The following is a 26,515-nucleotide window of genomic DNA, read 5'->3' as shown; positions in this document are numbered from 1 at the left end:
CGATTTCTCTGCCCGGAGCAGATTCGCCACGGGCAGAGCACGGGCCCCGGGGCGTTCAGCCCTTGTCGCGCAGCTGCCGGAAGAACGCCCGTACGTCGTCCACCAGCAGGTCAGGCTCCTCCATCGCCGCGAAGTGGCCGCCCCGGCCGAGCTCGGTCCAGCGCACGATGTTCTCGGTGCGCTCGGCCTTGTGCCGCAGCGGGACCTGGATCTCCGCGGGGAAGAGGGCGAGGGCGGTCGGCGCGGTCGACGGTTCGGTGGGCCGGGCCGCGCGGTCGCCGGTCGCGTGGGCCCGCTCGTAGTAGATCCGGGCGGCCGAACCGGCGGTCCCGGTCAGCCAGTACAGCATCACGTTGGTCAGCAGGCGGTCCCGGTCCACGGCCTCCTCGGGCAGCTCGGCCGAGTCCGTCCACGCCTGGAACTTCTCCACGATCCAGGCGAGTTGGCCGACGGGGGAGTCGGTGAGCGCGTAGGCGAGGGTCTGCGGCCGGGTCGAGTGCAGCACGGCGTAGCCGGTGCCCTCGCGCGACCACTCACTCCACCGCCGCCACGACTCCAGGGTCCGCTCCCGATCCGCGGGCGCGAGCGTGGCCAGCTCCTCCTCGGTCGGCTCCTGGGTGGCCTGGGCGCCCGGCAGCAGATTGAGGTGGATGCCGATCACCCGCTCCGGGTGGGCCCGGCCCAGCTCCCGGGAGATCGCCGCGCCCCAGTCCCCGCCCTGGGCGCCGAACCGCTCGTAGCCGAGCCGCGTCATCAGCTCGGCCCAGGCGCCGGCGATCCGGCCCGCCTCCCAGCCGGTGTCCGCGGGCGGCCCGGACAGCCCGAAGCCCGGAATGCTCGGCACGACGACGTGGAAGGCGTCGGCCGGGTCGCCGCCGTGCGCCGCCGGATCGGTCAACGGCCCCACCACGTCCAGGAACTCGACGATCGAGCCCGGCCAGCCGTGCGTGATGATCAGCGGGGTGGCGTCCGGCTCGGGGGAGCGGACATGGGCGAAGTGGACGGTCGACCCGTCGATGACGGTCGTGAACTGCGGCCACGCGTTCAGCTCGGCCTCGGCGGCGCGCCAGTCGTAGGAGTGCCGCCAGTGCTGGGCGAGATCGCGCAGGTAGTGGGCCGGTACGCCGTACGCCCAGCCGGTGTCCGGGAGGTCGTCCGGCCAGCGGGTGCGGTCGAGCCGGTCGTGGAGGTCGTCGAGGTCGCGCTGCGCGATGTCGAGGCGGAAGGGCTGGACGAGGTCGGTGCGCGGTGACGTCATGCGGGGATGCTAGTCCGCGTGGGTGTATAGGCCACCTGGATTGTTCCGGCGCGCGACCGATGAGTTCCGCGGCGAGGATCGGTCGACACAGATGACCGTACTTCCACGCCACAGGAGGAACCCATGGCGAGCAGGCCCTTCACCACGTGTCTCTGGTTCGACGGCCAGGCCGAGGAGGCCGCGCACTTCTACGTCTCCGTCTTCAAGAACTCGAGGATCGGCAGGGTCACCCACTACCCGGAGGGCGCGATGCAGCCCGCCGGCACCGTCCTGACCGTCGACTTCACGGCCAACGGGCAGGACTTCGTCGCCCTCAACGGCGGACCCGAGTTCAAGTTCACCGAGGCGGTCTCCTTCCAGGTCTTCTGCGCCGACCAGGAGGAGATCGACCACTACTGGGCCAAGCTCACCGAGAACGGCGGCGAGCCCGGCCCCTGCGGCTGGCTCAAGGACCGGTACGGCCTGTCCTGGCAGGTCGTACCGGAGGGCCTGGCCGACATGGTCGCCGACCCGGACCCGGAGAAGGCGGCCCGGGTCACCAAGGCGTTCATGGCGATGGGCAAGTTCGACCTCGCGGCCCTGGAGAAGGCCTACGCGGGCGAGTGACCCCCGCTCAGGACGAGCCGATCACCCGGGTGACCTCTCGCGCCATCCGCAGGATGCCCGGGGAGCGGACCGGGCACGGCTTCGGCGTGGACGTCGTGGGCGCCAGACAGAAGTGCAGGTAGTCCTTGCCGTAGTGCAGGGCGGTGCGGTCGCGGGCGGGCTCGGTGCAGTACTCGGGGTGCTCGTGCTCGTAGGCGGTGCAGGGCAGGTACTGCGTCCACGAGTAGCGCGCCCCGGCGGGGGCCACGGTCCCGCCCGCGTCGGCCACGAGGTCGCCCGAGGCGGCCGCCTGCTCCTCGTACAGCTCGTTCACGCGCCGGACCCGGTCGGGGGTGATCGGGTCCGGGCCCTGCGCCACCCACACGATCCGCGGCCGGAGCTCCCCGCCCGCCGTGGCGATCTGGTCGGTCAGCCGCTTCAGGTCCGCGCGGTACCTGCTGAAGTACTTCTGCGGTGCGGCGGCGTGGCTGATCCCGTCCATGCACCAGGTGTAACCCCACGCGTTGCCCCAGAACTGGAGCACCACGTAGTCCGGGTGCAGCGCCCGGACCAGCGCGGCCGCCTTGTCCCGGTCGGGCACCAGCGACTTCTCCCCGGTGCCCTCCAGGTAGTCGCAGAGCGTCGTGCCCGAGTACGGCGCGCTCGTGTACGTCGCCCGCAGCTCGCGGCGCAGCTCCTGCCCGAGCACCCGCTGGGCCTCCATGGCGAGCGAGTCGCCGAGATAGAGCACGCGCGGGGCGACCACCGCGGGAGCGGCGCTCGGCGAGGCCTGGGACCGCTGATGCGTGGTGGCCGCCCGCGAGACGTCCGGGGTGGGCGGCGCCTGCTCCGGCCCGTCCGAGGGGTCGCCGCACGCGCCGAGCAGCAGAACTCCGGTCAGCACCACCACGATCCACGGTGTCCGCATGCGCGACTCCCGCCCCGGTCGCCGAAAAACGGTTCCCCAGGCAAGCACAGCCGGGCCGCGGGCGGAAGACACACGGCCCCGGTTCAGTCACCGCCCGGGCGTTCCAGGAACTCCATCAGGTCGGTCAGCGGCAGCGGTTTCGTCAGATGGGCGTCGAAACCGGCCGCCCGGGACAGGGCGCGGTCGGTGCCCCGACTGAACCCGGAGACGGCGATCATGCGCGGCCGCTCGCCGCCCGGCCGGGCCCGCACCCGGCGGGCGACCGTGTAGCCGTCGATGTCCGGCAGCCCCAGATCACACAGCACGACGTCGAAGAGCCGGGTCTCGGTCGCGGTGAGCGCGGCCGTGCCCGTGTGCACGGTGGTCACCTGATGCCCCTGCCGCTCCAGCAGGGTGTGATAGGTCGCGGCCAGGTCCTGGTTGTCCTCGACGATCAGGACGGACAGCCGCGGGGGCACCGACCGGGTCGTGGCGCGGGGCGGTCGTGGGACCGCGGAGTCGACGGCGGACAGGGTCACGGAGAACGTCGCCCCCTTGCCGGGCCCTTCGCTGTGCGCGGTGACGCGGCCGTGGTGCAGCTCCACGATCGTCCGCGCGACAGCAAGCCCGAGGCCCAGCCCTTCCGGGGTGTCCGGACCCGCCGGGGCCGCCCGCATGAACACCCCGAACAACTCCTCGGCCTGACCTGGCTCGAAGCCGATGCCGTCGTCCCGGACGGTCAGCCGTGCCTCGCCGTCCCCGGCCGTGAGCTCCACCTCGGTGCGCCCGCCGGGCCGGGTGTACTTGAGCGCGTTCGACAGCAGGTTCGTCAGCACCTGCGCGAGCCGCAGCCGGTCTCCGTCCACGACCAGCGGCGCCTCCGGCAGCCGTACGTCGAGCGTACGGCCGTCGTGCGCGAACAGACCGCGGATGTCCGCGCACGCCCCCTCGACGACCGAGCGCACGTCCACCGGCTCGCGCACCAGCTCCAGGCGTCCGGTCACCGCACGGGTGCCGTCCAGCAGGTCGTTGCTCATCCGGGCCAGCGTGCCGAGCTGCCGCTCCAGCACGGCCAACGCCGGATGCCCCTGCGGCATGTCCAGGGCGAGCAGTTCGGTGGCCGCGGTCGCCGCCGCGAGGGGATTGCGCAACTCGTGGGAGAGCGTGGCGATGAACCGGTCCTTGGCCCGCTGCTCCTCCCGGAGCCGGCGCCCGGCCGCGTCCAGCTCGGCGTTGGCCCGGCTCAGCTGCTCGTTCACCTCGCGGATCTCCCGCGCCCGCACGAACAGGTCGATCTCCATGCCCTCCGCGCGCATCTGCGCGTCGGCGACGGCCCGCCGCTGCTCCCGGCCCACCTTGCGCAGATGCACGAACTCCGTGACGTCCTCGACCCGGTGGACGACGTGGGTCACCCGCCCCTCGTCGTCCAGGACCGGCGCGTTGACCGGGCTCCAGTACCGCTCGGCGAAGACCCCCTCCTCGTCTGTCGGGATGTCGTAGCGCTGGAGCGCCATCGTGTCCGTACGGCCGCTCGCCACGACCGACTCCAGGGAGCGCCGCAGATTTGCCACGCCGTCGGCGGTCGGGTCCCCGGGGTTGTCCGGGAACACCTCGAAGACCGGCCGCCCGACGATGCCGCGGTCGGTGCGGGTGGCCGTCAGATAGGCGCGGTTGACCTCGACGATGACGAAGTCGGGGGTGAGGACGAGCAGCGGGGACAGCAGGGAGTCGAACAGGCGCCGGAAGTCCGGGGCGTCGGGCATGGGCGGACCTCCTGGCCGGGCCGGTGTCTCGGGAATCGCCGTCTCGGGGATCGCCGTCTCAGGGATCGAGGCGGTAGCCGTAGCCGCGGAGCGTGGTGATCCGCGGGGCGGGTGCGGGCAGTCGGGCGAGTTTGCCGCGCAGCCGGTACACGTGCTCGACCACGGTCGCGGGCTGCTGCCAGGACGCACCCCAGATCCGCTCCAGGAGCTGCTCCGCGGAGAACACCCGCCCGGGCGCCCCGGCCAGCAGTTCCAGCAGCGCGAACTCCTTCGGCCGCAGCGTCAGCGGGACGCCGTCCACGGAGGCCTGCCGCGCGGCCGTGTCGACGAGCAGCGCGCCGGCCCGGATCACCGCCGGCGCGTCCGGGGGCTGCGAGCGGCGCAGCACGGCGTGGATACGGGCCACCAGTTCCCGCTGCGAGAACGGCTTGACCAGGTAGTCGTCGGCGCCGATCTCCAGCCCCGCGACCCGGTCCGCCTCCGCGCCGCGGCCGGTGACGACGATGACCGGAAGCCTGCTGGTGGACCTGAGCGCCCGCAGCAGTTCGAGCCCGCTGCCGTCGGGAAGACCCAGGTCCAGGACGGCCAGATCGACACCGCTCTCGTGGAGCACGGCCTTTCCGGCGCGGGCGTCCATGGCCCAGGTGACGGTGAATCCGGCCCGCTCCAGATAGGAACGGCACATCAGTGCGAAGTCGGGGTCGTCCTCGATCAGGGCGAGGTGCGGGCGCATTCCGCATCACCTGGCCCGCCCGGCACCCGCCCGTTGTGTCGCTGATGAGCGGGCGTTGATGCCCAGACCATGTGGCGAAGGTAGAACAGGAGACACCACGGTTCAAGGGGGGAGCCGCCCGGGGGAGTTCCGGCGCGGACACGTGCGGTGCGGGGATGTCGGCACCCGCGCACGCGTCCGCGCCGGAGCGAGGGCCCCGGTTGCGACCGGGGCCCGGTTCACACCCGGTCGGCCGCGATGAGCAGGTACTGGAAGCTGCCGTTGCGGTAGGCGGTCAGGAAGGTGTCCTCGATGCCCGTGACCAGATGGTCCGCCTCCTTGCGCAGCTCCCAGTAGGGCAGCGCCGCCTCGGTGAGATCCTCCACGTGCACCGGCACCAGCCGGTTGCGGGCCATGGCGCGGAAGTACTCCGAGCGGGGATGGATGTCGCAGATGTAGTGGGCGTTGATGAGCGACACCTCCCGGGACGCCCGGCCGTAGGTGTCGTTGTAGCAGCCGGTGACCACCACATAGCGTCCGCCGCGGCGCAGCAGCCGCGCGTGCTCGGCGAACAGCAGGTCCAGCTCGACGTACATGCTCGACTCGTTGTTCCAGGAGGCCGCGTACGCCCCGGAGGCGAACCCGGTGTCGAGCATGTTGCGGTGGTGGTAGCGCACCCGGTCGTCGATGCCCCGCTTGCGGGCCTGCGCGTTCGCGAACTCGGCCTGCTTCTCGGAGATGGTCACCCCGTCGGCGTGGCAGCCGTACCGCAGATGGGCCACGACACTGCCGCCGCCGCGCCCGCACCCGGCGTCGAAGACCCGGTCCTCGGGGGAGAGCGGGCCGAGCCGGGCGGCGAGGAGCTCGGCCTGGTTGTGTTCGAGGCGGTGCAGTTCGGCGGTGATCCGCTCACGCCGCCGGACCGGATCCGGCTCGTCGAGGACCGTGCGGTCGGCCTCCCCGATGCCGTAGTGGTGGTGGTAGAGGTCGTCGAGCTTGCCGAGTTCGAGGTTGACCGGGTTCTCCTCGGCGTTCCAGTAGTCCGCGACACGGCTCTGGTACGTCGACTGGGTCGGCACCTGGGCTGTCCTGGTACCGGCGTGGGGGGTGATGGTCAACGGTGACTCCTCGTGCTGGTGGGTCTGACGTTCTGTCATGCGATGGCCTGTCACCAGTAGTTGGGCAGGTGGTAGCGGTGGCTGTTGGTGGCGTGCCACTCGTGGTTGCCGGCCACCCAGTCGGACAGGCTCCGGGTGTAGCGCTCCACGAGCGGCGAGCCGGCGGACAGCAGGGCGGACTCCTCCTCGAAGGCCGCCATGATCCGGTTGTGGATCTCGACCGACTTCAGATAGGCGGCCTTCAGCCCGCACCGGTCGTTGGCGGCGACGACCTGCGGCAGGTTGAGGTGGGTGGGGTCGCTCGCCAGTTCCTTGGTGAAGGAGTAGAGGTCGTTGACGATCGTGGTGGCGTTGCAGGCCAGCGCCGTGACCCGCTGGATCTCGGGACGGGAGTGGAGCGCCTCGGGCAGTTCGTAGCCGTCGACGGCGTCCACGATCGACAGACAGGGCCGGAAGTTGTTGAACTGCCGCATCACCAGGTACTCCCAGACCCGCGGCACGTACCTGGTCTCCGCCCAGGCGGCCTCGGCCAGATAGCCGAGGTGCAGTCGGGCGATGTCGTGCACGAACCGGGTGGTCTGGCTCGGGGTGGCGAGGGCGGCGTAGTCCTTCAGGGCGAAGTGGTAGGAGCGCAGGGGCCCGTCGGCCTGTACGCCCTCGCGCCACTCCGCCTCCAGCTCGGGGACGCCGTGGTACGGGTCGATCGCCGACTGGGCCATGATCAGCCGCCCGCCGAGGCCGCGGCGGGCTCCGCCGCGGCCCTCGTCCTCCTCGCAGTAGCAGGAGTCGACGACGTTCTCGGCGAGCAGCAGCTCCCCGGCGACGGTGAGCCGTTCGAGGTCGGCGGCCTCGGGATGCTGGAGGACCACGGCCCGGCCGAACTGGAACCCCGAGAAGTCCCCCTTCCAGGCTTCGGGGAACAGGTCCAGACGCCGGGCCCAGGCCTCCAGCCTGCGGTCGATCTCCGCGGCCTTCACGGGGTCGGCGGGAGCGACCTGCCGGTGTCTCAGGCCCGGGATCGCCCCGCCGCGCCGGGGGGTCCGCAGACGGCTCGCGATGTCCGGCGGGCCGGGCAGGGAGCGGGAACTCGTCGCGGTCACTCGGCCGTCCGGCCGATCTGGGCGTTCTCCAGGATCCCGACCGCGTCCGGGACGAGGATGGCCATGGAGTAGTAGGCGGTGACGAGGTAGCTGATGATCGAGTTGGCGCCGATGCCCATGAACCGCACGTTCAGGCCCGGTTGGTACTCCTCGGGGATCCCGGTCTGGTAGAGCCCGACGGCACCCTGGTCGCCCTCGCCGGTGCGCAGCGCGATGATGCTGCTGGTGTGCTGCGGGCTCACCGGGATCTTGTTGCACGGGAAGATCGGCACCCCGCGCCAGGCCGGGATCTCGTGCCCCTCGACGTTCGCGGTGCCCGGCACCAGCCCGCGCCGGTTGCACTGCCGGAAGAACGCCGCGATCGCCTTCGGATGGGCGAGGAACAGCTTGGTCTTGCGGCGCATGGCGAGCAGTTCGTCCATGTCGTCCGGGGTGGGCGGGCCCGTGAAGGTGCTGACGCGCTGACCGTGGTCGGCGTTGTGCAGCAGTCCGAACTCCCGGTTGTTGACCAGCTCCCACTCCTGGCGTTCCCGGATCTCCTCGATGGTCAGGCGGAGTTGCTGCTCGGTCTGGTCCATCGGGTGGTTGTAGAGGTCGGCGACCCGGGTGTGCACCCGCAGCACGGTCTGGGTGAGCGACAACTCGTACTCGCGCGGGGCGAGTTCGTAGTCGACGTACCCGCCGCCGATCGTCGGTTCCCCGACATGGCCCGCCTGGACGGGGACGTCGGCCTCGCCCTTGCGGTTCATCGGCAGGCTCTGCCGGCGCGCGTAGGCCTCCAGATGCTCCGCGAGGGAGGGTACCCGCTCGGTGAACTCCGTGACCACCGACCAGGGCAGGGCCAGGACGGTGGCGGCGGTCTCGGCCCGGACCGAGCTCAGCCACAGCGGGTCGGGCTGCCCTATGGCCTCGTCGCCCATCTGGGCGCCGTCGGTGACGACACCGACGATCTCCTCCTCGCCGTACTTGCCCTCGGTGAAGCGGGTGAAGCGGCCGTGCACGACGAGAAAGGCCTCCGTGACCGGCTGCCCGGCCTCGACGAGGACCTGGCCGGCGCGGACCTCCCGGACCCGGAACCGGGTGGCGATCTCCCCGAGGACGTCGAGGTCCGAGTAGCCGCGCAGGACGGGGAGTTCGGTGAGCGTCCGGGGAATGACCCGGATGTCGTCGGCGCCGTTCTGCTCGAACTCGACCCGCCCCCGGCCCACCTTGAGCTGGAGGCGCCGGTTGACCCGGTAGGTGCCGCCCTTGACGTCCACCCAGGGCAGCATGCGCAGCAGCCAGCGCGAGCTGATGGCCTGCATCTGGGGTTCGGTCTTGGTGGTGGTCGCGAGCTGCCGGGCGGCCCGGGTGCTGAGGCTGGTCAGTGCGGCGGGGGAAGGGGGGTCGGATTCGTCGACGGCGGGGCCGGTGGCGCTGTCCGGTGTGGACACGTTCCCTCCTGGGCGGTGAGTGGGCTGGCCATGCGCGTGTACCAGCCAAACAGCCCGGGTCGCCGCGGTTCAGGGCGTGAAGGGGGCGGCTTCACGACAGGGAAGGTGTAAACCTGCCGGGTGAGGCAGTCGGAGCCCGTGAGTGCCCGCGCGCTCCGCTGGGCGGCTCGTGCACCAGTGCGGGATCTTCCGCTCAGCGCGCGCTCGGACGCACCCGTGACTAGCGTGAGGAATCGGACCTGCCACCGATTCGGAAGGCCGCGATCATGGCCGTACAACCTGAGGGAACCCCCATCTGGGCCGATGCGATGTTCACCGACGTCGAGGGGGCCAAGAGCTTCTACGGCGACGTCCTCGGCTGGACCTTCGGCGAGTCGTCGTCGGAGTACGGCAACTACACGCAGGCCTACGCCGACGGAAAGGCCGTGGCCGCGGTCGTCCCGCCGATGCCCGGCCAGGAGGGGCAGTCGCAGTGGTGTCTGTACCTCGCGTCGCCGGACGCCGCCGCCACCGCCGGCAAGATCCGTGAGCACGGCGGCGAGGTGCTGATGGAACCGATGCAGGTCGGCGACTTCGGCACGATGTGCCTGGGCCGTGACCCGAGCGGGGTCGTCTTCGGCGTGTGGCAGGCGGGCACCCACGAGGGGTTCGAGGCCGCGCCCCAGCAGCCCGGGGCGTTCTGCTGGGCCGAGGTCTTCACCCGCGAGCCCGAGAAGTCCGACACGTTCTTCCCCGCCGTCTTCGGCTACAGCGCCAAGCAGATGCAGGACGACGCCATCGACTTCCGGATGTTCAACCTCGGCGACAACACCGTCCTCGGCCGCATGAAGATGGGGGACGACTTCCCGCCCGAGGTCCCGGCCTACATCAACGTCTACTTCACCGTCGACGACTGCGACGGCGCCGTCGCCCGCGCCACCAAGCTCGGCGGTGTCCTGCGCTTCGGCCCGATGGACACCCCGTTCGGCCGCTTCGCGGCGCTGAGCGACCCGCAGGGCGCGAGCTTCTCGGTGATCGACGTGACGACGACCCAGGGCGAGATGCCCCAGGTCACCGACGTACCCTGACCGACCCGTGCCGGCTGCCCCCGCGACGGCCGGCCCGTGCCGGGTCCCTGCCTCAGCGGCCCGTGTCGGCGTCCGCAGCCCTCACCGACCTCATCGGGACCACGCTCTGCTCTTCGCCGACACCGGCGATGACGCGGCACCCGGGACCGGGAGGTCCGCAGGGTCGGGGTCGCTGTCGTTGCGGTGGGTGACCGGGCCGCCGTCCGCTCATGGCATGATCGAGCGCATGCGTGAACGACTGGTGGCCGCGTGCGACGGGGCTTCGAAGGGAAATCCGGGACCCGCGGCCTGGGCCTATGTGATCGCCGACGAGAGCGAGACCCCGGACCGCTGGGAGGCCGGGCCGCTCGGCAGGGCCACCAACAACGTCGCCGAACTCACCGCGCTGGAGCGGCTGTTGGCGGCCACCGACCCGGACGTCCCGCTGGAGATCCGGATGGACTCCCAGTACGCCATGAAGGCGGTCACCACCTGGCTGCCCGGCTGGAAGCGCAACGGCTGGAAGACCTCCGCGGGCAAGCCGGTCGCCAACCAGGACCTCGTGGTCCGCATCGACGAACTGCTCGACGGGCGCTCGGTCGAGTTCCGCTACGTCCCCGCCCACCAGGTCGACGGAGACCCGCTGAACGACTTCGCGGACCGCGCGGCCAGCCAGGCGGCGATCGTCCAGGAACCCGCGAGCAGCGCCCTCGGTTCCCCCGTGCCGCCGCCGTCCCCGGACACCCCGAAAGCCGACCGCCCCGCCCGGGCCAAGTCGCCCAAGCGGAGCGGTGGTTCGTCGTCCCGTACGATCAAGGCCAAGTTCCCCGGCCGGTGCCTGTGCGGACGTTCCTACGCGGCGGGCGAGCTCATCGCCAAGAACGCCCAGGGCTGGGGGCACCCGGAGTGCCGTACGGAAGGGGCCGGTTAGCCCGCGGTGGTCAGATCACCGCCCCGCGCCACTCGCCGGTCTCCCGGCCGCGCTCCTCGATGAACGTCTTGAAGCGCTCCAGGTCACCCTTGGTCTGCCGCTTCACGAAGCCGAGCTTGTCGCCGACCTTCTCGGTGATGCTGTCCGGGTGGAAGTCCATCTGGAGCATCACCTTGGTGTGGCCCTCGTCGAGCCGGTGGAAGGTGACCGCACCGGCCTGCTTGGCCTCCCCGGCGATCGTGGTCCACGCGACCCGCTCGTCCGGGATCTGCTCGGTGATCTCCGCGTCGAACTCCCTGTGCACCCCGTTGACGTTGGTCACCCAGTGCGTGAGCGTGTCGGTCCGCTGCTCGATGCGCTCGACCCCGCTCATGAACTCGGGGAAGGTCTCGAACTGCGTCCACTGGTTGTAGGCGGTGTGCACCGGCACGCCGACCTCGATGGATTCCTCGACCTGCGACACGGGTGAATCCCTCCTTCGTCTTCTCGGTGTGTGGGGCGCGGGTACCGCATGCTCCGCGGGGCAAACCGGAGCAAGACGACTCCTATTCGGTGTCGAAGGTGTAGTGGCGCGTGTGGTCCAGCAGGTCGGCGGGGCGCACGTCGTTCCACGGCTTCATGGTCTCGTCGAGGTCGACGACGTCCCGGGTCCCGGCCGCCGGCACATAGCGGGAGTCCGGATGCCGCCGCTGCCACTCGGCCCACAGCTTGTCCACGTAGGCGTGGTGCAGCCAGAACACCGGGTCGTTCGGGGAGACCCCGGTCGCCATCTGCCCGCCGACCCACACATGGACCCGGTTGTGCAGATTGACCCCGCGCCAGCCCTCCAGATGGTTGCGGAAGCCGTCCGAGGCGCTGTTCCAGGGCGCCATGTCGTACGTCGCCATGGACAGCACCGACTCCACCTCGGCCCGGGTCGGCAACTCGCGTACACCGGTGCCGAGGGCGCGTCGGAGATAGGTCCGGCCGTCGACGCGCACGCTGATCGGCCAGTTCCCCGTGGCCTCGGCGAACGGTCCGTCCATCACCCGCCCGTCCCGGCTGCGCCCGGTGCCGCCGAGGAAGTCGGGCGCCCACAGCGAGGCACGCGTCGAGCGGTCGGTGCTCCAGTCCCAGTAGGGGAGCGCGACCGAGGCGTCCACGGACTGGAGGGCGCTCTCGAAGTCGAGCAGGAATCTGCGGTGCCAGGGCAGGAAGGAGGGCGAACGATGGCCCGTGCGCTCGCCGGCGTCGGTGTCGGCCATGATGAAGCCGTTGTGCGTGGTGACGAACGTGTCGTAGCGGCCGGAGCGCTTCAGCTCCAGGACGGCGGCGACGAACCGCCGCTTCTCGTCGGCGGTCAGGGCGGCCTGGTTCTTGCGGACGGTCATGTGTGCGGATGCTCCAAAGGGGCGTTCACGGTGTTCAGTGCGTTCAGGTCGGTACGGGACGGTCAGCCGGCGGGGAACGGCAGCAGCCGCGCCCCCTGGAGCTCGTCGACGGCGGCCCGTGCGGCGGCACGCGGGGTGGGCACCGGGTCGTAGTGGCTGACGACGCTGATCCAGGTGCCGTCGGCGTTCCGCATCACGTGCAGTTCCACGCCGTCGACCGTGACGAGCCAGCCGCCGTGGTGGCCGCCGGTGGCCCGGCCCTGTATCCGGCGCCCCTTGTAGACCTCGTCGAAGGCCTCCGGCGAACCGTGATGGTGGTCCTCGGCGGACGCCCGCGGGGCGGCGACGGTCGCCGCGGCGAGGGCGGCCGTAGCGGTGAGCGCGGTTCGGCGGGTGAGTTCCGGCATGCGGTGTTCCTCCTGAGTTGACGGACTCCGCATGCCTATCGGCCCTGCCGAGAGCGGGAGAAATCACTCGAGACCGGTTGGCTGTGATCCAGACAATTCCTTACATGTCGTACAGCGTTGAACAAAGATGATCTTGCTGTGGGGAGGGTCCTCGGGAACCCGGACGGAGGAATTCCTTCGCCCGCGGACCGTGGATTCGATGATCCTTTGCGGGCGGACCCGCAGGCAGTGGCCCGCCTCACGTGCGGAAAGTGACGCGATCCGAAGCGCGGGCCCCACAGCCCCCGACTGCTACCCTGCGTTGCCAATCGACCGCTTTGGGTAATGACTAGGGGTGCGCGTGAAGGTCGCCTGTGTCGGCGGCGGGCCCGCCGGCCTGTATCTCTCCATCCTGCTGAAACAGCAGGACCCGTCCCACGACATCACTGTCCACGAGCGCGACCCGGAGGGCTCGACCTACGGCTGGGGCGTCACCTACTGGCGCGGACTGCTCGACAAGCTGCACGCCCAGGACCCCGAGTCCGCCCGCGCGATCGAGGAGGCCTCGGTCACCTGGAGCGAGGGCGAGGCCAGGGTCCGCGACCTCGTCACCCGGCGCCCCAGCGACCTCGGTCACGGCATCGGCCGGCACCGCCTCCTGGAGATCCTCGCCGCACGGGCCCGCTCGCTGGGCGTCAAGCTGAAGTTCGAGCGCGGGATCACCGCCGACGACCTCACCGCCGGGGACCTCTCCGAGGCCGACCTCGTCGTGGCCGGCGACGGTGTGAACAGCGCCCTGCGCACCGCGCACGCCGACCACTTCGGCGCCGAGATCAAGGAAGGCCGCAACCGCTACATCTGGCTCGGCACCGGCAAGGTCTTCGACTCCTTCACCTTCGCCTTCGTCGAGACCGACCACGGCTGGATCTGGTGCTACGGCTACGCCTTCGATCCCGGACACAGCACCGTCGTCGTCGAGTGCGCGCCCGAGACCTGGACCGGCCTCGGCCTCGACCGCGCCGACGAGGCCGAGGGCCTCGGCCTGCTGGAGAAGCTGTTCGCCGACATCCTCGACGGCCACCCCTTGATCGGCCGCTCCGCCGGCTCCGGCCGCGCCCAGTGGCTGACCTTCCGCACCCTCACCAACCGGACCTGGCACCACGGCAACCTGGTCCTCCTCGGCGACGCCGCCCACACCACCCACTACTCCATCGGCGCCGGCACCACCCTCGCCCTGGAGGACGCCGTCGCCCTGGCCGACGCCCTGCGCGAGCACGCCGACCTGCCCCGGGCCCTCGCCCGCTACGAGCGGCAGCGCACCTCGGAACTGCTCTCCATCCAGAGCGCGGCGCGCTACAGCGCCCAGTGGTACGAGAACCTGACGCGCTACATCGACCTCCCCCCGGAGCAGATGTTCGCCCTGCTCGGCCAGCGGCACTCGCCCCTGCTGCCCTATGTCCCGCCGCAGCTCTACTACCGGATCGACAAGGCCGCCGGGCAGTTGGAGGCGCTGCGCAGGTTCAAGCGGTGGCTCGGGCCGAAGGTGGCGCGGAGCGTGCACGCGCGGGAGCTGTCCTCCCGCAAGTAGCGCCGGCCGGCCGTCGGCTCGAAAAAGCGAGTGGGGTGAATGCCGATTCACCGGTAAGGTGAATCGGCATTCACCCCACGTTCACGTATCGCATTCCGGAGCGCCGATGGACCAGCAGGGCCCGATACCCCCGCGCCCGACATCCCCGCCACGCGGAGCAGGCCCGCGCGCCAGGCTGACCGTGCCGGTGCTTGCGATGTGCGGGACGCTCATGGCGGTCATGCAGACCGTGGTCGTCCCGCTGCTGCCGGACCTGCCCCGGCTGACCGGATCCTCGGCCGGAGCCGTCTCCTGGATGGTCACCGCGACCCTGCTGTCCGGAGCGGTCCTCACCCCGGTCCTCGGCCGGGCCGGGGACATGTACGGCAAGCGCAGGGTACTGACGGCGTCCCTGGCCCTGATGACGCTCGGCTCGGTGATGTGCGCCCTGTCGTCCGACATCACCGTGCTCATCGCGGCCCGTGCCCTGCAGGGCGCCGCCGCCTCCGTCGTACCGCTGTCGATCAGCATCCTGCGCGACGAACTCCCGCCCGAGCGGCGGGGTTCCGCGGTCGCGATGATGAGTTCCACCGTCGGCATCGGCGCCGCCCTCGGACTGCCGCTGGCCGCGATGGTCGTGCAGTACGCCGACTGGCACACCATGTTCTGGATGACCAGCGCCCTCGGCGCGCTGGGCGTGGCGGCCGTGTCGTGGGCGGTCCGTGAATCGCCGGTCCGACAGCCGGGCCGCTTCGACGTCTGGGGCGCCCTCGGACTGGCCGTGGGCCTGGTGAGCCTGCTGCTCGGGGTGTCGCAGGGCGGCCAGTGGGGCTGGGGGAGTCCCCGGGTGCTGGGCCTGTTCCTGGGCTCCGCCGCCGTACTGACCCTGTGGTGGTGGCGCCAACTGTGCACCGAGCAGCCCCTGGTGGACCTGCGGCTCGTCACCCGGCCACGGGTGGGCCTGTCCCATGTGGCGGCCCTGCTCACCGGCTTCGCGTTCTACGCCAACTCGCTGGTGACGGCCCAGCTGGTGCAGGCGCCGGAGGCCACCGGCTACGGACTCGGCCTGTCGATCGTCGCCACCGGCCTGTGCCTGCTGCCGGGCGGTGTCACCATGCTGCTGTTCTCACCGCTGTCGGCCCGGATCTCCACGTCCCGCGGCCCACGCGTCACGCTCGCACTCGGCGCCGCGGTCATCGCGTGCGGCTACGCGCTGCGCATCGCGGACAGCCGCGACCTGTGGATGATCATCCTGGGCGCGACCGTGGTGTCCACCGGCACCACCCTCGCCTACTCGGCGCTGCCCACCCTGATCCTGCGGGCCGTCCCGGCCGAGCAGACGGCCTCCGCCAACGGCGTCAACGTCCTCATGCGCACCATCGGCCAGGCCGCCTCCAGCGCGGCCGTCGCGGCGGTCCTGGTCCACCACACCAGCCCGGTCGGCGGCGCTCCCGTGCCCACGCTGCACGGCTATCTGCTGGCCTTCGCGATGGCGGGCGCGGTCGCCCTCGCGGCCTGCGCGGCGGCCCTCACCATCCCCGGCGACCCGCCCTCCGACGGACCGCGCGGGGCGAAAGACGGCACCCGGGGCGCGCGGGACGAGGCGATGGAGGGAGCATGAGTGCCGTGAGCACCACGCCCCCCACCTCCACGCCCCCCACGTCCACGCCGCCCGCCGCCCCGCCCGCCCGCCGGGACGCCGAGGCGACGAAGGCCGCCATCCTCCGTGCGGCCCGCTATCTCCTGGCCCGCACCCCCCACGCCGACATCACCCTGAAGGCCGTCGCCGAACGCGCCGGTGTCAGCCCGCCGTTGATCGTGAAGTACTTCGGCAACAAGGACACCCTCTTCGCCCGCGTCATGTCCTTCGAGTCCGACGCGACGGCCCTGCTCGACGCCCCCCTGGGCGAGCTGGGCCGCCACATGGTCCGCCATGTCCTCACCAGCCAGGCCGAACGCGGCGCCGACCCCCTGCTGCGGATCGCCTTCGCCCCGGTGCAGGGCGAACACGGGGACATCCTGCGCGTCAACTTCCGCACCCAGGTGGTCGATCGCCTCACGGAGCGGCTGGAGGGCCCCGACGCCGGTCTGCGCGCCGAGCTGGCGGTGGGCACCCTCCTCGGCCTGGGCGTGATGTACGGCATCGCCCGGGGCGCCGAGCTGAGGGCGGCCGCCGTGGAGGACCTCGTGGACCGTTATGCCCCCACGGTGCAGGCGCACTTGACGTCCTAGCGGAACAGCCGGTCCAGGAACGCGTTGCCGAACACGCCGTGCGGATCGAGGCGGTCCAGCACCCCGGCCGCCTGCCCCCACACCGCCTCTCCGAACGACCCCGGGATCGTGGTGCCGAGCACCTCCGCGTCCTCCCACACCGCGTCCTCCGTGTAGGCCCACCCCTTGGACCACTCGACGCGCGTCCCGTCGTAGCCCTCGAACAGGAACTGCTCGATCTCCCGCAGGAAGGCCTCCGCGTACGGCGTCCCCGGCAGGGTGAGGATGTCCAGCCACACCGCCGTGTCCCGCTCCGGATGCGCCGCGTCCGCCCGCAGCGCCGAGAGCAGCGGTGCCCGCGCTCCCGCCAGCTCGACCTCGTCCGGGTCGTCGAGCCCGGTGACCCGGATCTCGACCGTGCCGTTGACGGGGAAGCGCCCCTGGGCCGTGTACGCGGCCAGGCGCTCCCGGTAGAAGTCCGTGAACTCGGAGACGACCCGCTGCACCTGGTCCCGCGAGGTCAGCACCGCGTACCCGTTCGCGGTCACACGGAGCGTCGTCGGCCTGATGTACAGCAGCGTGTTCTTCGACGGCCCCCAGATGTCCGCCGACAGCGTCGCGGTGAGCCCCACGGTCGCCACGTCCAGCTGCGCGTTCCCGAGCACCGGCGCCAGGTACCAGGCCGCGTCCGACACCATCCGCCCGGCCAGATCGGCCACCAGGGTCGGTACGTTGTCGGAGAAGGGATAGTTGTACGGCGATGTCACGCGCCGCGAGGTCAGCGGCTTGGTGGGCGCCACGCTCCACACCTTCAGCCAGGGGAACTCGGTGAAGGCGAACCAGATCGCCTCCACGCGCCCGGCCTCCGCCAGGAAGCTCGCGAAGGTCCGCCCGTCCGCGCCGGGAGCCGCGAAGAGCTCGGCGGCCGGGATGTCGACCCTGCTCACACACCGCAGATTGCTGTTCGCCCCGACCCGCAGGACGACCTCGGTGACGAAGGCACGCCCCAGGTGCGCGAGCAGGGCGGCGCTGTCGGCCTCGGCACGGCCGAACTCCCGCAGGGCATAGGCCCCGAGGTCCTCGTCCCACACCACCGCCGTCAGCGACAGGACACGGTTGCTGAGCGAGCCGTACGTCTGCCCCGGCAGCCGCTGCTCCCCGTCCGCCGGGACGGCGGTGCCGTGCGCGTCGATCGCCAGCGCCCCGCCCAGCGTGAGGTCGCCGGGCGCGGGCGCGGCGGTGACCCCGAGTCCGTGCCCCTCCAGGAAGGTGAGCAGGGCCTCCAGCGTGACGCCGGTGCCGGCCCGGACCTCGGAGGCGGAGTCCAGGGACAGACCGGTCAGGTGGGAGGCGGTGTCGACAAGGAGGACGGGCGCGTCCGAGGCCGTGCCCTCCGTGATCGTCAGGGGCGACCAGCCGTGCGAGGAGCCCCGGGCGCGCACCCGCCAGCCGTGCCGCCAGGCCCAGTTGACGACCTCGACCACCTGGTCCGGGCCCGTCGGCGCACAGGCCCACAGCCCGTCCGCGGTGATCTCGCCGACCCAGTTCCGGTACGCCGAGCGGTAAAGGGCCACACCGGCCGGGAAGTCGGGCAGCTCCTCGGCCGCTGCCGCGGGATCAGTCGGCAGCAGGATCGGTACGGCGGCCAGGGCGGCGGCACTCATGAGGAAGCCGCGACGGGACCAGGACGGAGTGTCCCGCGGGTGGTCGCCGGGGTGGTTGCTCACTGAACGATCGGTCACGGGATCACGCTAGGCGGACGTTGACACGTGCATGCCTTACGGCGAAGGGTGTCACCCGTGTGAGTGAAACATTCACAGGTCGTGACCCGGAGCAACCTGTTCCGCGCATGTCGGCGACGGATGACAGACTGCCCTTATGGACGAGCGCACATTCGGCAGGTCTCAGCAGCACGCATCCGTCGTCGGACTCGGCACCTGGCAGCTGGGGGCCGACTGGGGAGACGTCGACGACAAGGAAGCCCTCTCGGTGCTGGAGGCGGCGGCCGAGTCCGGGGTCACCTTCTTCGACACCGCCGACGTCTACGGCGACGGGCGCAGCGAGCAGACCATCGCCGCCTTCCTGAGCGGCAGGCCCGACCTGCATGTGCTGGTCGCGACGAAGATGGGCCGCCGCGTCGACCAGATCCCCGAGAACTACGTCCTCGACAACTTCCGCGCCTGGAACGACCGTTCCCGCCGCAACCTCGGCGTCGACCGCATCGACCTGGTCCAACTGCACTGTCCGCCCACCCCCGTCTACTCCAGCGACGAGGTGTTCGACGCCCTCGACACCCTCGTCGAGGAGGAGCGCATCGCCCACTACGGCGTCAGCGTCGAGACCTGCGCGGAGGCGCTCACCGCGATCGCCCGGCCCGGCGTGGCGAGCGTGCAGATCATCCTCAACGCCTTCCGCATGAAGCCCCTGCTGGAGGTCCTGCCCGCCGCGCGGGATGCGGGGGTCGGCATCATCGCCCGCGTCCCGCTGGCCTCGGGTCTGCTGTCCGGCAAGTACACCAAGGACACCGTCTTCCCGGAGAACGACCACCGCGCCTACAACCGGCACGGCGAGGCCTTCGACGTCGGCGAGACCTTCTCCGGCGTCGACTGGGCGACCGGCGTCGAGGCCGCCGCCGAGTTCTCCGCGCTCGCGCCCGAGGGCTGCACCCCGGCCCAGCTCGCTCTGCGCTGGATCATCGAGCAGCCCGGCGTCACCACCGTCATCCCCGGCGCCCGCTCGCCCGAACAGGCCCGCGCCAACGCGGCCGCCGCCAAGCTGCCGCCGCTGTCCGAGGAGACCCTCGCGGCGATCCGCGACCTCTACGACCGCCGCATCAAGGACCAGGTCGAGACCCGCTGGTGACCCCCGCGCGGCTCCGGGACCGCTCCCGCCGCCCGGAGCCGCACTGTTGTTTGAACGATCAGTCACCGGATACCCGTAGCGCATGGTCGATACGGTGAGACGGACGGGCCGCGACGAGACCGAGGAAGAGCGCGCGGACCGCATGTGGGGCGAACTCATCCAGGAAATACGCGTCGCGCAGACAGGTGTGCAGATCCTCTTCGGCTTCCTGCTGACCGTGGTCTTCACGCCGAAGTACGACGACCTGGCCCATACCGACCAGGTCATCTACATCGTGACCGTGGTCCTCGGCTCCTGCGCCACCGGCGCCCTCATCGGGCCGGTGTCCCTGCACCGCCTCGTCTCCGGTCGGCGCATCAAGCCGCAGGCCGTGCGGATCGCCTCCCGGCTGACCTTCGTGGGCCTTGTCCTCCTCCTGACGACGATGACGGCCGCCCTGCTGCTGATCCTGCGCGTTGCCACCCACGACTCCTGGGTGCCCTGGCTCGTCACCGCGGTCGTGGCCTGGTACCTGCTGTGTTGGTTCGCCCTGCCGCTGTGGACCCGGCGCCGCTACACGACGGACTGACGGCCCGCCCGTCGAGCTGCCGGTCGTGCACACGGCTCAGGACGAGCACCGACACCGTGGCACCGACCAGCGCGCAGAACATGTCCCACTGGGTGTCCCAGACATCGCCCTGGGTGGCCAGGAAGGCGTCCGCCGCCTGGCCACCGATCACCGCGGCCGCCCACTCCAGCATCTCGAAGACGGCACTGAACGCCAGACACGCACACACCGTCAGCGGCGCCAGCCAGCGGCTGCCCCGCAGCGGTGAGGTACGGCTGAGCAACTCCCGCACCAGGACCGCCGGCACGAACCCCTGCATGAGGTGGCCGAAACGGTCGTACGGATTGCGGTCGAGGCCGAAGGTGTCCCGCACCCAGCCGCCGAGCGGTACCTGCGCATACGTGTAGTGGCCGCCCACGATCAGCACGAGCGCGTGGAGCGCGAGCAGACAGCACAGCAGGTCCGTGAGCGGGAAGCGGCGCCAGGTCAGCACGATCAGCGGCAGCCCGACCAGCACCCACACGGTCTCCAGGAACCAGGTGGTGCGGTCGCGCGGGCCCCACGCGGACAGGGCCAGCGCGGCGACCACGGCCCACGCGAGCAGAACGGGCAGCGGCCTTCGCCCAGCGGTCATGAGGTGCTCCTTGTCGTAGGAGCCCTCATCGTCGGGGCCGGGGGGCCGCCGACGGCATGAGTACGGCTACTCAGCCCCCGTGCGCAGCGGCACCCGTCTCAGCCACCGGCGATGACCGAGGCCAGGAAGTCGTCGACGCTGACCTCCTCCTGGCCGAGCGGCACGATCTCGCGGGTCTCGCGCAGGAAGGAGGCCAGCGCCGGGGCCCAGGCGAAGACCACCGCGTGCTGGCGGCCCCCGTCGGTGCGGGCCTCGCCGTAGAACTCCATGCGCAGCTCCTCCCAGACCCCGGTCGACACGGGGCTCAGCCGCACGTCCCCGACGCCCACCGGGCCGCTCAGGCCCTCGGCGAGCATCTCCCGGTCCAGCCGCCACCGCGCCAGCACCCGGCCGTCATGGCTGAACACCGCGGTGACGGCGAACGGGTCCGCCGCGTCGTACCCCAGATGGGCGAGCACGGGGCAACGGCCCGTACCGCCCGCCTGGAGTTGCACGACGAGAGTCTTGTGTGCGGTCCTGTGGACGAAGGAGTTCACCTGGAGGCCTCCGGGGAGAACGACGTAGAGCCCTCTAGTACCCCTCCCACGGCCAAGATGCTCAGCCTTCCGGGTGATTCCCCTTCACTCCGCGCAGGGACGTGATGCACGCGGCGATGGCCTGTTGGAGTTCCTCCAACTGCTGGACCATGTCGTCCTCGTAGAAGTCCTGGGCGTCGTCGAAGGTCAGCTCCTCGAAGGCCCTGGTCGCCTTCTGGAGGCTGCTGTAGAACTTCGTCCGCCGTTCCTGCACCCGGAGTTCGGGATCGGCCTCCACGGCCTCGGCGACGAGCGACTTCATGGTGTCGAACGCCTCGGCCGCCCACTCGCCGGTGTCCTCGTCCTCCTCCAGCTCCGCCAGGAGCGACAGGTGGCGCTCGGCCTCCTGGCGGAGGTCCACCGGGGCGTCGATGGTCTGCCCGGCCGGCGTCTTCACCTGACCCGACTCGGCGATCTGGCGGACGTACCCGATCCGGTCGGCGGCCCGGCTCTCGGTGGCCACGGCCTTCTTCAGGTCGTCCGTGCGCACCACGTCCCGGGCCAGCGACGCCTGGAGCTCCGGGTCCTCCTTGATGCGGTCGAGCAGCGCGCTGCGCGCGGCCCGGGCGGTGGAGGGGTCGGCGAGGATCGCGGCGCGCAGGGCGGTCGGGTTCTCGGCGACCTCCAGGGCCTTCGTGGGGCGGATGCCCTCGGCCTCGGCGGCCTCGGCGATGGCGGTGCCGCGGTCGGACGTGGCACTGCTGCGGGACGAGTAGTAGTCCAGCCACACGTCCGCGTCCGGCAGCTCCACCTCCTGGCCGGGGGACAGCGCCTCGAAGTGCGGGACCATGCCGTCGTCCGCGGCGCGGTCCCAGGCCTTGTAGTAGCGAAGGACGCGCTCGGGGGAGCAGCCGGCGAGCTCGGCGAACTCCTTCGCGGACACCTTCGGTGTCTCGTACGCGCCCTGGCCGCCGGGGCGCACACTGCGCGCCACCATCAGGCCGAAGGCCCAGCCGCCGGTCCGCGCGTACACCCCGAACTCGCGGGCGTCCCGCGCGACGAGGTCGGACAGCGGGGCGGCGGACCTCTCGGCCGAGGGCTCCACCCAGATCTCGGCCGGTGTCTCGACCGGGGTCTGCGCGGGCGTCTCGGACGGGTCGATCGCTGTGGTCACGGGTGCGTCTCCTGGGCAGGCTCGTTCGGACCGCACAGTGTCGCGGAACAGCGCCTCGGACCGCGCCCTGTGCAGCTCGGAAGCCTATGGCACCCCCGGGTGCCGCCCCGGCAGCCGTCCCGCTCAGGCGAACGCGTCGCGCAGCGCGGGCAGCAGTGTCTTCTCCGACCAGTCCAGGAACTCCGGCTGCGCGTCACCGCCGATCTGCACCAGGGCGATCTCGGTGAACCCGGCCTCCGCGTACGGCCGTACCGCCTCGACGAAGTCGTCGGGGTCGTCACCGCAGGGGATCGACGCGGCGACGTCGTCGGGCGTGACGAACTGCGTGGCCGCCTCGAACGCGTCCGGGTGCGGAAGCTCGGAGTTGACCTTCCAGCCGCTGCCGAACCAGCGGAACTGGGAGTGCGCCCGCTTGATCGCCGTGTCCCGGTCGGGGTCGTAGCAGACGGGGAGTTGGCCCACGCGCGGCTTGCCCTCGCCGCCGTGCCGGTCGAACGCGTCGAGCAGGCCCGCCTTGGGCTCGGTGGCGATGACCAGGTCGGCGAGCCGGCCCGCCAGTTCGCACGACTGCTCCCCGGAGACGGCGAGGCCGATCCGCGGCGGCTCGTCGGGCAGGTCCCACAACCGCGCCGACTCCACGTCGAAGTGCTTCCCGCGGTGGTTCACATGGCCGCCCCGGAACAGCGCGCGGATGATCTCCACGGCCTCTTCCAGCATCTCGTGCCGTACGTCGGCCGACGGCCAGCCGCCGCCCACCACATGCTCGTTGAGGTTCTCGCCCGATCCGAGACCCAGCCGGAACCGCCCCTCCGAGAGCAGCTGCATGGTCGCCGCCTTCTGCGCCACCACCGCCGGGTGGTAGCGGAAGGAAGGACAGGTCACGTACGTCATCAGCGGGATGCGCGAGGTCGCCTGCGCGGCCGCCCCGAGCACGCTCCACGCGTACGGCGAGTGTCCCTGCGACCGCAGCCACGGAAAGTAGTGGTCCGAGGTCACCGAGAAGTCGTAGCCGACCTCCTCGGCCCGCACCACATGGCCCACGAGGTCACGCGGACCGGCCTGCTCGGTCATCATCGTGTATCCGATTTGCACCATGGGGTCCGAGTCCCCGGTGACCGGAGGGGAAAACGGGTCTCCCGCCGTCTCCCCGTCACACCGAGGCCCTCTCGATCATGGCCCCGAAACGCGGCAGGATGCCCGCATGAGTTCCCTGCCCACGAGCACCCCCGCGGCCCAGGGCGTCGACGCCGCGGGCATACAGGCCTTCCTCGACGCCCTCGAATCCGACCCGCGCATCGAGCCGCACAGCCTGATGCTGCTGCGTCACGGCCAGGTCGTGGCCTCGGGCTGGTGGTCGCCGTACGCCCCGGAACGGCCCCACCTCCTCTACTCGCTCAGCAAGAGCTTCACGGCCACGGCCGCCGGGTTCGCCGTGGCCGAGGGGCTGATCCGGCTGGACGACCCGGTGATCTCGTACTTCCCGGAGTTCGAGGCCGACGTCACCGACCCGCGCAGCCGCGCGATGCTCGTACGGCATGTCGCGTCGATGGCCAGCGGGCATGCGGAGGAGACGCTGGACCGTGCGCTGGCTCTGGACCGCGGCGAGCTCGTCCGGGGTTTCCTGCTGGTCCCGCCGGACCGCGAGCCCGGCACGGTCTTCGCCTACAACCAGCCCGCCACCTACACGCTCGGCGCGATCGTGCAGCGCGTGACCGGCCAGAAGCTCACCGAGTACCTGCGGCCCCGCCTGTTCGAGCCGCTCGGCATCGGCGAGGCGGCCTGGATCCACGACCGGGCGGGCCGCGAGCTCGGCTTCAGCGGACTGCACGCCACCACCGACGCGATCGCCCGGCTGGGTCTGCTGTACCTGCGGGGCGGTGTCTGGGAGGGCGAACGGCTGCTGCCCGAGTCGTGGGTCGCGGAGGCCACGCGCGTTCGGATCGCGCACGAGACAGGGCCGGAGGGCGGCTGGCCGGACTGGCAGCAGGGGTACGGCTTCCAGTTCTGGATCTCCCGGCACGGCTATCGCGGGGACGGGGCCTACGGGCAGTTCTGCGTGGTGCTGCCCGAGCAGGACGCCGTGCTGGCGATCACCTCGGACAGCGAGGAGATGCAGCAGGTCCTTGACCTGACCTGGGAGCATCTGCTGCCCGCCTTCGGGCCCGGCCCGCTGCCCGGCCGGGAGGCGGCGGACGCGGCGCTGGCCGACCGTCTGACGCGGCTCGCGCTGCCTCCGGCCGAGGGCAAGGCGGTCACCGCGGAGAGCACCAGCGTGTTCACCCCCGCCACCGGCACCTGCGCGGACCAGCCGAGCCTGACCGCGGTCGAGGTGGGCCCGGGAGGCCGCGTGACCCTGGTGGACGGCGGCGAGCGGCTGGAACTCGGGCCCGGGCTCGGGGAGGGCGGCTGGACGGTGGTCGACGAGCCGGTCCCGGTCGCGGTGAGCGGCGGCCGGACCGACGCGGGGACCCTCTTCGTCGACGTGGCGTTCCTGGAGACCCCGCACCACCTGCTGGTCACGTGCTCGCCGGAGGACCGGACGTTCACCGCGCGCTGGCGCACCCGGCCGCTGCACGTGGGCCCGCTGCGGCGGATGAGGGCGCCGCGCGGCTCACACTGACGGCACCTCGAACGTGCGCAGGAAGGTGTCCAGCGCCGTCTGGTTCGCGGCGTCGTTCCAGTCGTCCGCCGGGGTCGTCCAGCGCAGCGAGTAGCCGCTGCCCCCGCCGATGAGGAAGCCGCGGCCGAAGGTGCGCACCCGGGTGCCGTCGACCTTCTCGATCCACTGCATGTCGGCGGCCTCCCGGCCCTGGTAGGTCGTCGCACGGATGTCACCGAGACGCTCGTACCCGGGGTTGTCCTCGAGGTCCGGCTCCACGTCGTCGCGCCAGACGGCCACCGCGTCCGAGCCCACGGCCTTGCTGTACGTGACGGCGAGGGTGCGCGGGTCGCCGGCGGCGCCGAAGGTGACCCGGTAGGCCAGATCATCCTGGCGCGAGGTGTCCAGCGGCTTCCAGCCCTTCGGCAGGGCGAGCGAGAAGCCTTCGGGGGAGCGGTACTCGCGGTACCCGGACGGCAACCCGGTGCCCGCGGTGGGGGACGCCGACCCGGTCGGGGTGGGCGTGGGAGGGGTGGAGGTCTCGTCGGTACGGTTCCCGGGCGCGGAGGCCGACGGGGACGCGGAGACGGACGGGGACGGTGGCGCCGGGGCGGGCGCGGAGGCCGAGGCGGACGGGGCGGGCGCCTCGCCGGTCGTCGCGGAGTCGGTGCCGGGCAGCGCCTTGGTGATCGTGAGGACGGCGGCGGCCACCGCGACCACGGCCAGGGCGGTGCCCGCGATCAGGACGCGGCTGCCGCGGCCCGTGGCCACACCGGGCATGCCGCGCAGCCGCTGCCTGGGCTCCTCCGGCGGGACCGCGTCCGGCTCCTCGCTGAGGATCTTGACGAGCGCGTTGCGCACGGCCCAGCGGGTCAGCCGCTCCTGGGAGTTCTTGCGCAGCAGCCCCTGGATGATGTGGGTGAGCGGTCCGGCCCGCACCGGCGCCCGCAGCGGCAACCGGTCGACCCCTTTCAGGGTGGCCGCGGGACGGTCGCGGTCCCGGAACGGCGGCCGGCCCTCCACCAGGGTGTAGAGGATCGCGCCGAGTGCCCACAGGTCCGCTGCCGGACCGATGCGCTCGTCACGGGCCTGTTCGGGGGAGGCGTACGAGGGTGCCGAGAGCCTGGGGGCGAGGGTCGCGCCGGCCAGGCCGAAGCCGGTGACCACGACGGCACCCCGGTCGCGCACGAACACCTGGCCCGGGCTGAGTTCGCCGTGCGTGATGCCCTCGCCGTGCGCCGCTTCCAGCACCTCCAGCAGCTCCAGACCGACGCGTGCCGCCTGGGCGTGGTCGAACGTCCCCCGCTGGGCGAGCAGTTCACCCAGCGGTATGCCGTCGACGGGTTCGGTGACGGTCCACAGGACGCCCTCCTGCACCACGGCGTCGACGACCGAGGCGATCCGGCCGGGGGAGACCACCCGCATCGTCTTGGACATCCGCACGACACCCCCGGCGGTGCGCAGCGCGGTCTCCTCGTCCGTGGAGGCCGGGAGCTCGATCTCGGTGAGCAGACAGGGGCGTTCGACCGAGACGTCCTCGCCGTACCAGCAGGTCCGGTTGGTCTCGCGATGCAGGACGTCCAGGGGCCGGTACCGTCCCGCGACCAACCCGTGTGTGGAGACGTGCGCCTTGACCATGGTCATCCCTCGCTGAACCCCTGGCTCTCACCTTTCACAGAGGTACGGCGGGTGCGGCGGGGTCCGTTCAATCAAATCCTCAACCGGTGGAATCCGCTTTCTGACCGGTCGGTATCTGACTCACAAGTCAGTAGAACGAACGGAGTCGGGCGCCTCGTT

The 26,515-nt window shown here is 71.5% G+C and carries 25 protein-coding genes; 9 read left to right on the top strand and 16 right to left on the bottom strand.

The features are described 5' to 3' along the window. Positions 1-55: 55 nt before the first annotated feature. Positions 56-1,258 (bottom strand): epoxide hydrolase family protein, encoded by a 1,203-nt coding sequence (locus AC2XR2_RS02635; protein WP_491514114.1) that lies wholly within the window; start codon positions 1,256-1,258, stop codon positions 56-58. Positions 1,259-1,381: 123 nt separating this feature from the next. Between AC2XR2_RS02635 and AC2XR2_RS02630 the strand changes: the two genes are divergently transcribed. Beyond that, complete coding sequence (locus tag AC2XR2_RS02630) at positions 1,382-1,864, top strand: VOC family protein (protein ID WP_381296320.1); 483 nt, start codon at positions 1,382-1,384, stop codon at positions 1,862-1,864. A 7-nt stretch (positions 1,865-1,871) separates the two neighbouring features. Here AC2XR2_RS02630 and AC2XR2_RS02625 read toward each other — a convergent pair whose 3' ends face one another. From AC2XR2_RS02625 to AC2XR2_RS02600, 6 genes are all read right to left on the bottom strand, one after another. Beyond that, a complete protein-coding gene (locus AC2XR2_RS02625) occupies positions 1,872-2,771 on the bottom strand; it encodes an SGNH/GDSL hydrolase family protein (protein ID WP_491514113.1) in 900 nt (299 codons plus the stop codon). An 83-nt stretch (positions 2,772-2,854) separates the two neighbouring features. After that, a complete protein-coding gene (locus tag AC2XR2_RS02620; protein ID WP_491514112.1) occupies positions 2,855-4,513 on the bottom strand; it encodes a hybrid sensor histidine kinase/response regulator in 1,659 nt (552 codons plus the stop codon). A gap of 58 nt (positions 4,514-4,571) precedes the next feature. Continuing rightward, positions 4,572-5,246: a response regulator transcription factor gene (locus tag AC2XR2_RS02615; RefSeq protein ID WP_449351444.1), complete on the bottom strand. Its 675-nt coding sequence runs from the start codon at positions 5,244-5,246 to the stop codon at positions 4,572-4,574. A gap of 218 nt (positions 5,247-5,464) precedes the next feature. Beyond that, the gene (locus AC2XR2_RS02610; protein ID WP_491514111.1) at positions 5,465-6,343 is read right to left on the bottom strand and encodes a geranyl diphosphate 2-C-methyltransferase; all 879 of its coding nucleotides are present in this window, start codon (positions 6,341-6,343) and stop codon (positions 5,465-5,467) included. Between the two features lie 50 nt (positions 6,344-6,393). Then, on the bottom strand, positions 6,394-7,443 hold the full coding sequence (locus AC2XR2_RS02605; protein WP_491514110.1) for a family 2 encapsulin nanocompartment cargo protein terpene cyclase: 1,050 nt from the start codon (positions 7,441-7,443) through the stop codon (positions 6,394-6,396). After that, the gene (locus AC2XR2_RS02600) at positions 7,440-8,876 is read right to left on the bottom strand and encodes a family 2B encapsulin nanocompartment shell protein (protein WP_449351446.1); all 1,437 of its coding nucleotides are present in this window, start codon (positions 8,874-8,876) and stop codon (positions 7,440-7,442) included. Before AC2XR2_RS02600 ends, AC2XR2_RS02605 begins: the two co-directional genes overlap by 4 nt. Positions 8,877-9,142: 266 nt before the next feature. On the opposite strand from AC2XR2_RS02600, the gene AC2XR2_RS02595 reads away from it, so the two are divergent. Both AC2XR2_RS02595 and AC2XR2_RS02590 read left to right on the top strand, forming a co-directional pair. Continuing rightward, the gene (locus tag AC2XR2_RS02595; RefSeq protein ID WP_449351447.1) at positions 9,143-9,943 is read left to right on the top strand and encodes a VOC family protein; all 801 of its coding nucleotides are present in this window, start codon (positions 9,143-9,145) and stop codon (positions 9,941-9,943) included. 214 nt (positions 9,944-10,157) lie between these two features. Next, a complete protein-coding gene (locus AC2XR2_RS02590) occupies positions 10,158-10,853 on the top strand; it encodes a ribonuclease H family protein (protein WP_491514109.1) in 696 nt (231 codons plus the stop codon). 10 nt (positions 10,854-10,863) lie between these two features. Here AC2XR2_RS02590 and AC2XR2_RS02585 read toward each other — a convergent pair whose 3' ends face one another. The 3 genes from AC2XR2_RS02585 to melC1 all read right to left on the bottom strand — a co-directional run bounded on the left by AC2XR2_RS02585 (position 10,864) and on the right by melC1 (position 12,630). Then, complete coding sequence (locus tag AC2XR2_RS02585) at positions 10,864-11,316, bottom strand: SRPBCC family protein (RefSeq protein WP_062032140.1); 453 nt, start codon at positions 11,314-11,316, stop codon at positions 10,864-10,866. 82 nt (positions 11,317-11,398) lie between these two features. Next, complete coding sequence (gene melC2 / locus AC2XR2_RS02580; protein WP_449351450.1) at positions 11,399-12,223, bottom strand: tyrosinase MelC2; 825 nt, start codon at positions 12,221-12,223, stop codon at positions 11,399-11,401. Positions 12,224-12,285: 62 nt separating this feature from the next. Next, a complete protein-coding gene (gene melC1 / locus AC2XR2_RS02575) occupies positions 12,286-12,630 on the bottom strand; it encodes an apotyrosinase chaperone MelC1 (protein WP_449351451.1) in 345 nt (114 codons plus the stop codon). Positions 12,631-12,970: 340 nt separating this feature from the next. On the opposite strand from melC1, the gene AC2XR2_RS02570 reads away from it, so the two are divergent. From AC2XR2_RS02570 to AC2XR2_RS02560, 3 genes are all read left to right on the top strand, one after another. Next, on the top strand, positions 12,971-14,197 hold the full coding sequence (locus tag AC2XR2_RS02570; protein ID WP_491514108.1) for an FAD-dependent monooxygenase: 1,227 nt from the start codon (positions 12,971-12,973) through the stop codon (positions 14,195-14,197). A gap of 106 nt (positions 14,198-14,303) precedes the next feature. Further along, positions 14,304-15,797 carry an MFS transporter gene (locus AC2XR2_RS02565; RefSeq protein ID WP_381305117.1) on the top strand — a complete coding sequence of 498 codons (1,494 nt, stop codon included), beginning with the start codon at positions 14,304-14,306 and terminating at the stop codon, positions 15,795-15,797. Beyond that, entirely contained in the window at positions 15,794-16,408 is a 615-nt protein-coding gene (locus AC2XR2_RS02560; protein ID WP_381305119.1) for a TetR/AcrR family transcriptional regulator, read from the top strand. Before AC2XR2_RS02565 ends, AC2XR2_RS02560 begins: the two co-directional genes overlap by 4 nt. On the opposite strand, the gene AC2XR2_RS02555 is transcribed toward AC2XR2_RS02560, so the two are convergent. After that, positions 16,405-18,051 (bottom strand): cholesterol oxidase substrate-binding domain-containing protein, encoded by a 1,647-nt coding sequence (locus tag AC2XR2_RS02555; protein WP_491518391.1) that lies wholly within the window; start codon positions 18,049-18,051, stop codon positions 16,405-16,407. The genes AC2XR2_RS02560 and AC2XR2_RS02555 overlap by 4 nt on opposite strands. Positions 18,052-18,265: 214 nt before the next feature. Between AC2XR2_RS02555 and AC2XR2_RS02550 the strand changes: the two genes are divergently transcribed. Beyond that, complete coding sequence (locus AC2XR2_RS02550) at positions 18,266-19,249, top strand: aldo/keto reductase (protein WP_491514107.1); 984 nt, start codon at positions 18,266-18,268, stop codon at positions 19,247-19,249. Positions 19,250-19,331: 82 nt separating this feature from the next. Then, positions 19,332-19,817, top strand: coding sequence for a DUF6328 family protein (locus AC2XR2_RS02545; RefSeq protein WP_330269019.1), 486 nt, complete (start codon positions 19,332-19,334; stop codon positions 19,815-19,817). On the opposite strand, the gene AC2XR2_RS02540 is transcribed toward AC2XR2_RS02545, so the two are convergent. The 4 genes from AC2XR2_RS02540 to AC2XR2_RS02525 form a co-directional block, all read right to left on the bottom strand. Beyond that, complete coding sequence (locus AC2XR2_RS02540) at positions 19,738-20,430, bottom strand: DUF2238 domain-containing protein (protein ID WP_491514106.1); 693 nt, start codon at positions 20,428-20,430, stop codon at positions 19,738-19,740. The two genes, AC2XR2_RS02545 and AC2XR2_RS02540, sit on opposite strands and share 80 nt — an antisense overlap. Before the next feature lie 98 nt (positions 20,431-20,528). Next, positions 20,529-20,966, bottom strand: coding sequence for an SsgA family sporulation/cell division regulator (locus AC2XR2_RS02535; protein WP_330269021.1), 438 nt, complete (start codon positions 20,964-20,966; stop codon positions 20,529-20,531). A gap of 61 nt (positions 20,967-21,027) precedes the next feature. Further along, positions 21,028-22,119 (bottom strand): hypothetical protein, encoded by a 1,092-nt coding sequence (locus tag AC2XR2_RS02530; protein ID WP_491514105.1) that lies wholly within the window; start codon positions 22,117-22,119, stop codon positions 21,028-21,030. 123 nt (positions 22,120-22,242) lie between these two features. Beyond that, a complete protein-coding gene (locus tag AC2XR2_RS02525) occupies positions 22,243-23,214 on the bottom strand; it encodes an LLM class F420-dependent oxidoreductase (RefSeq protein WP_381305129.1) in 972 nt (323 codons plus the stop codon). A 106-nt stretch (positions 23,215-23,320) separates the two neighbouring features. Between AC2XR2_RS02525 and AC2XR2_RS02520 the strand changes: the two genes are divergently transcribed. Beyond that, on the top strand, positions 23,321-24,739 hold the full coding sequence (locus AC2XR2_RS02520; protein WP_491514104.1) for a serine hydrolase domain-containing protein: 1,419 nt from the start codon (positions 23,321-23,323) through the stop codon (positions 24,737-24,739). Here AC2XR2_RS02520 and AC2XR2_RS02515 read toward each other — a convergent pair. Then, positions 24,731-26,362: a serine/threonine protein kinase gene (locus tag AC2XR2_RS02515; RefSeq protein WP_491514103.1), complete on the bottom strand. Its 1,632-nt coding sequence runs from the start codon at positions 26,360-26,362 to the stop codon at positions 24,731-24,733. The genes AC2XR2_RS02520 and AC2XR2_RS02515 overlap by 9 nt on opposite strands. Positions 26,363-26,515 lie beyond the last annotated feature (153 nt).

This window comes from Streptomyces sp. LS-MS-L19, assembly GCF_058382285.1.
The sequence above is the reverse complement of the archived record's forward strand: the minus strand, read 5'-3'. Positions and strand labels throughout refer to the sequence as shown.

Coding starts and splice junctions, on each gene's coding strand:
- AC2XR2_RS02635 (WP_491514114.1), bottom strand. CDS start 1,258: ATGACGTCACCGCGCACCGACCTCGTCCAGCCCTTCCGCCTCGACATC.
- melC2 (WP_449351450.1), bottom strand. CDS start 12,223: ATGACCGTCCGCAAGAACCAGGCCGCCCTGACCGCCGACGAGAAGCGG.
- AC2XR2_RS02550 (WP_491514107.1), top strand. CDS start 18,266: ATGGACGAGCGCACATTCGGCAGGTCTCAGCAGCACGCATCCGTCGTC.
- AC2XR2_RS02630 (WP_381296320.1), top strand. CDS start 1,382: ATGGCGAGCAGGCCCTTCACCACGTGTCTCTGGTTCGACGGCCAGGCC.
- AC2XR2_RS02565 (WP_381305117.1), top strand. CDS start 14,304: ATGGACCAGCAGGGCCCGATACCCCCGCGCCCGACATCCCCGCCACGC.
- AC2XR2_RS02515 (WP_491514103.1), bottom strand. CDS start 26,362: ATGACCATGGTCAAGGCGCACGTCTCCACACACGGGTTGGTCGCGGGA.
- AC2XR2_RS02590 (WP_491514109.1), top strand. CDS start 10,158: ATGATCGAGCGCATGCGTGAACGACTGGTGGCCGCGTGCGACGGGGCT.
- AC2XR2_RS02615 (WP_449351444.1), bottom strand. CDS start 5,246: ATGCGCCCGCACCTCGCCCTGATCGAGGACGACCCCGACTTCGCACTG.
- AC2XR2_RS02595 (WP_449351447.1), top strand. CDS start 9,143: ATGGCCGTACAACCTGAGGGAACCCCCATCTGGGCCGATGCGATGTTC.
- melC1 (WP_449351451.1), bottom strand. CDS start 12,630: ATGCCGGAACTCACCCGCCGAACCGCGCTCACCGCTACGGCCGCCCTC.
- AC2XR2_RS02560 (WP_381305119.1), top strand. CDS start 15,794: ATGAGTGCCGTGAGCACCACGCCCCCCACCTCCACGCCCCCCACGTCC.
- AC2XR2_RS02625 (WP_491514113.1), bottom strand. CDS start 2,771: ATGCGGACACCGTGGATCGTGGTGGTGCTGACCGGAGTTCTGCTGCTC.
- AC2XR2_RS02540 (WP_491514106.1), bottom strand. CDS start 20,430: ATGACCGCTGGGCGAAGGCCGCTGCCCGTTCTGCTCGCGTGGGCCGTG.
- AC2XR2_RS02545 (WP_330269019.1), top strand. CDS start 19,332: ATGGTCGATACGGTGAGACGGACGGGCCGCGACGAGACCGAGGAAGAG.
- AC2XR2_RS02525 (WP_381305129.1), bottom strand. CDS start 23,214: ATGGTGCAAATCGGATACACGATGATGACCGAGCAGGCCGGTCCGCGT.
- AC2XR2_RS02620 (WP_491514112.1), bottom strand. CDS start 4,513: ATGCCCGACGCCCCGGACTTCCGGCGCCTGTTCGACTCCCTGCTGTCC.
- AC2XR2_RS02555 (WP_491518391.1), bottom strand. CDS start 18,051: ATGAGTGCCGCCGCCCTGGCCGCCGTACCGATCCTGCTGCCGACTGAT.
- AC2XR2_RS02520 (WP_491514104.1), top strand. CDS start 23,321: ATGAGTTCCCTGCCCACGAGCACCCCCGCGGCCCAGGGCGTCGACGCC.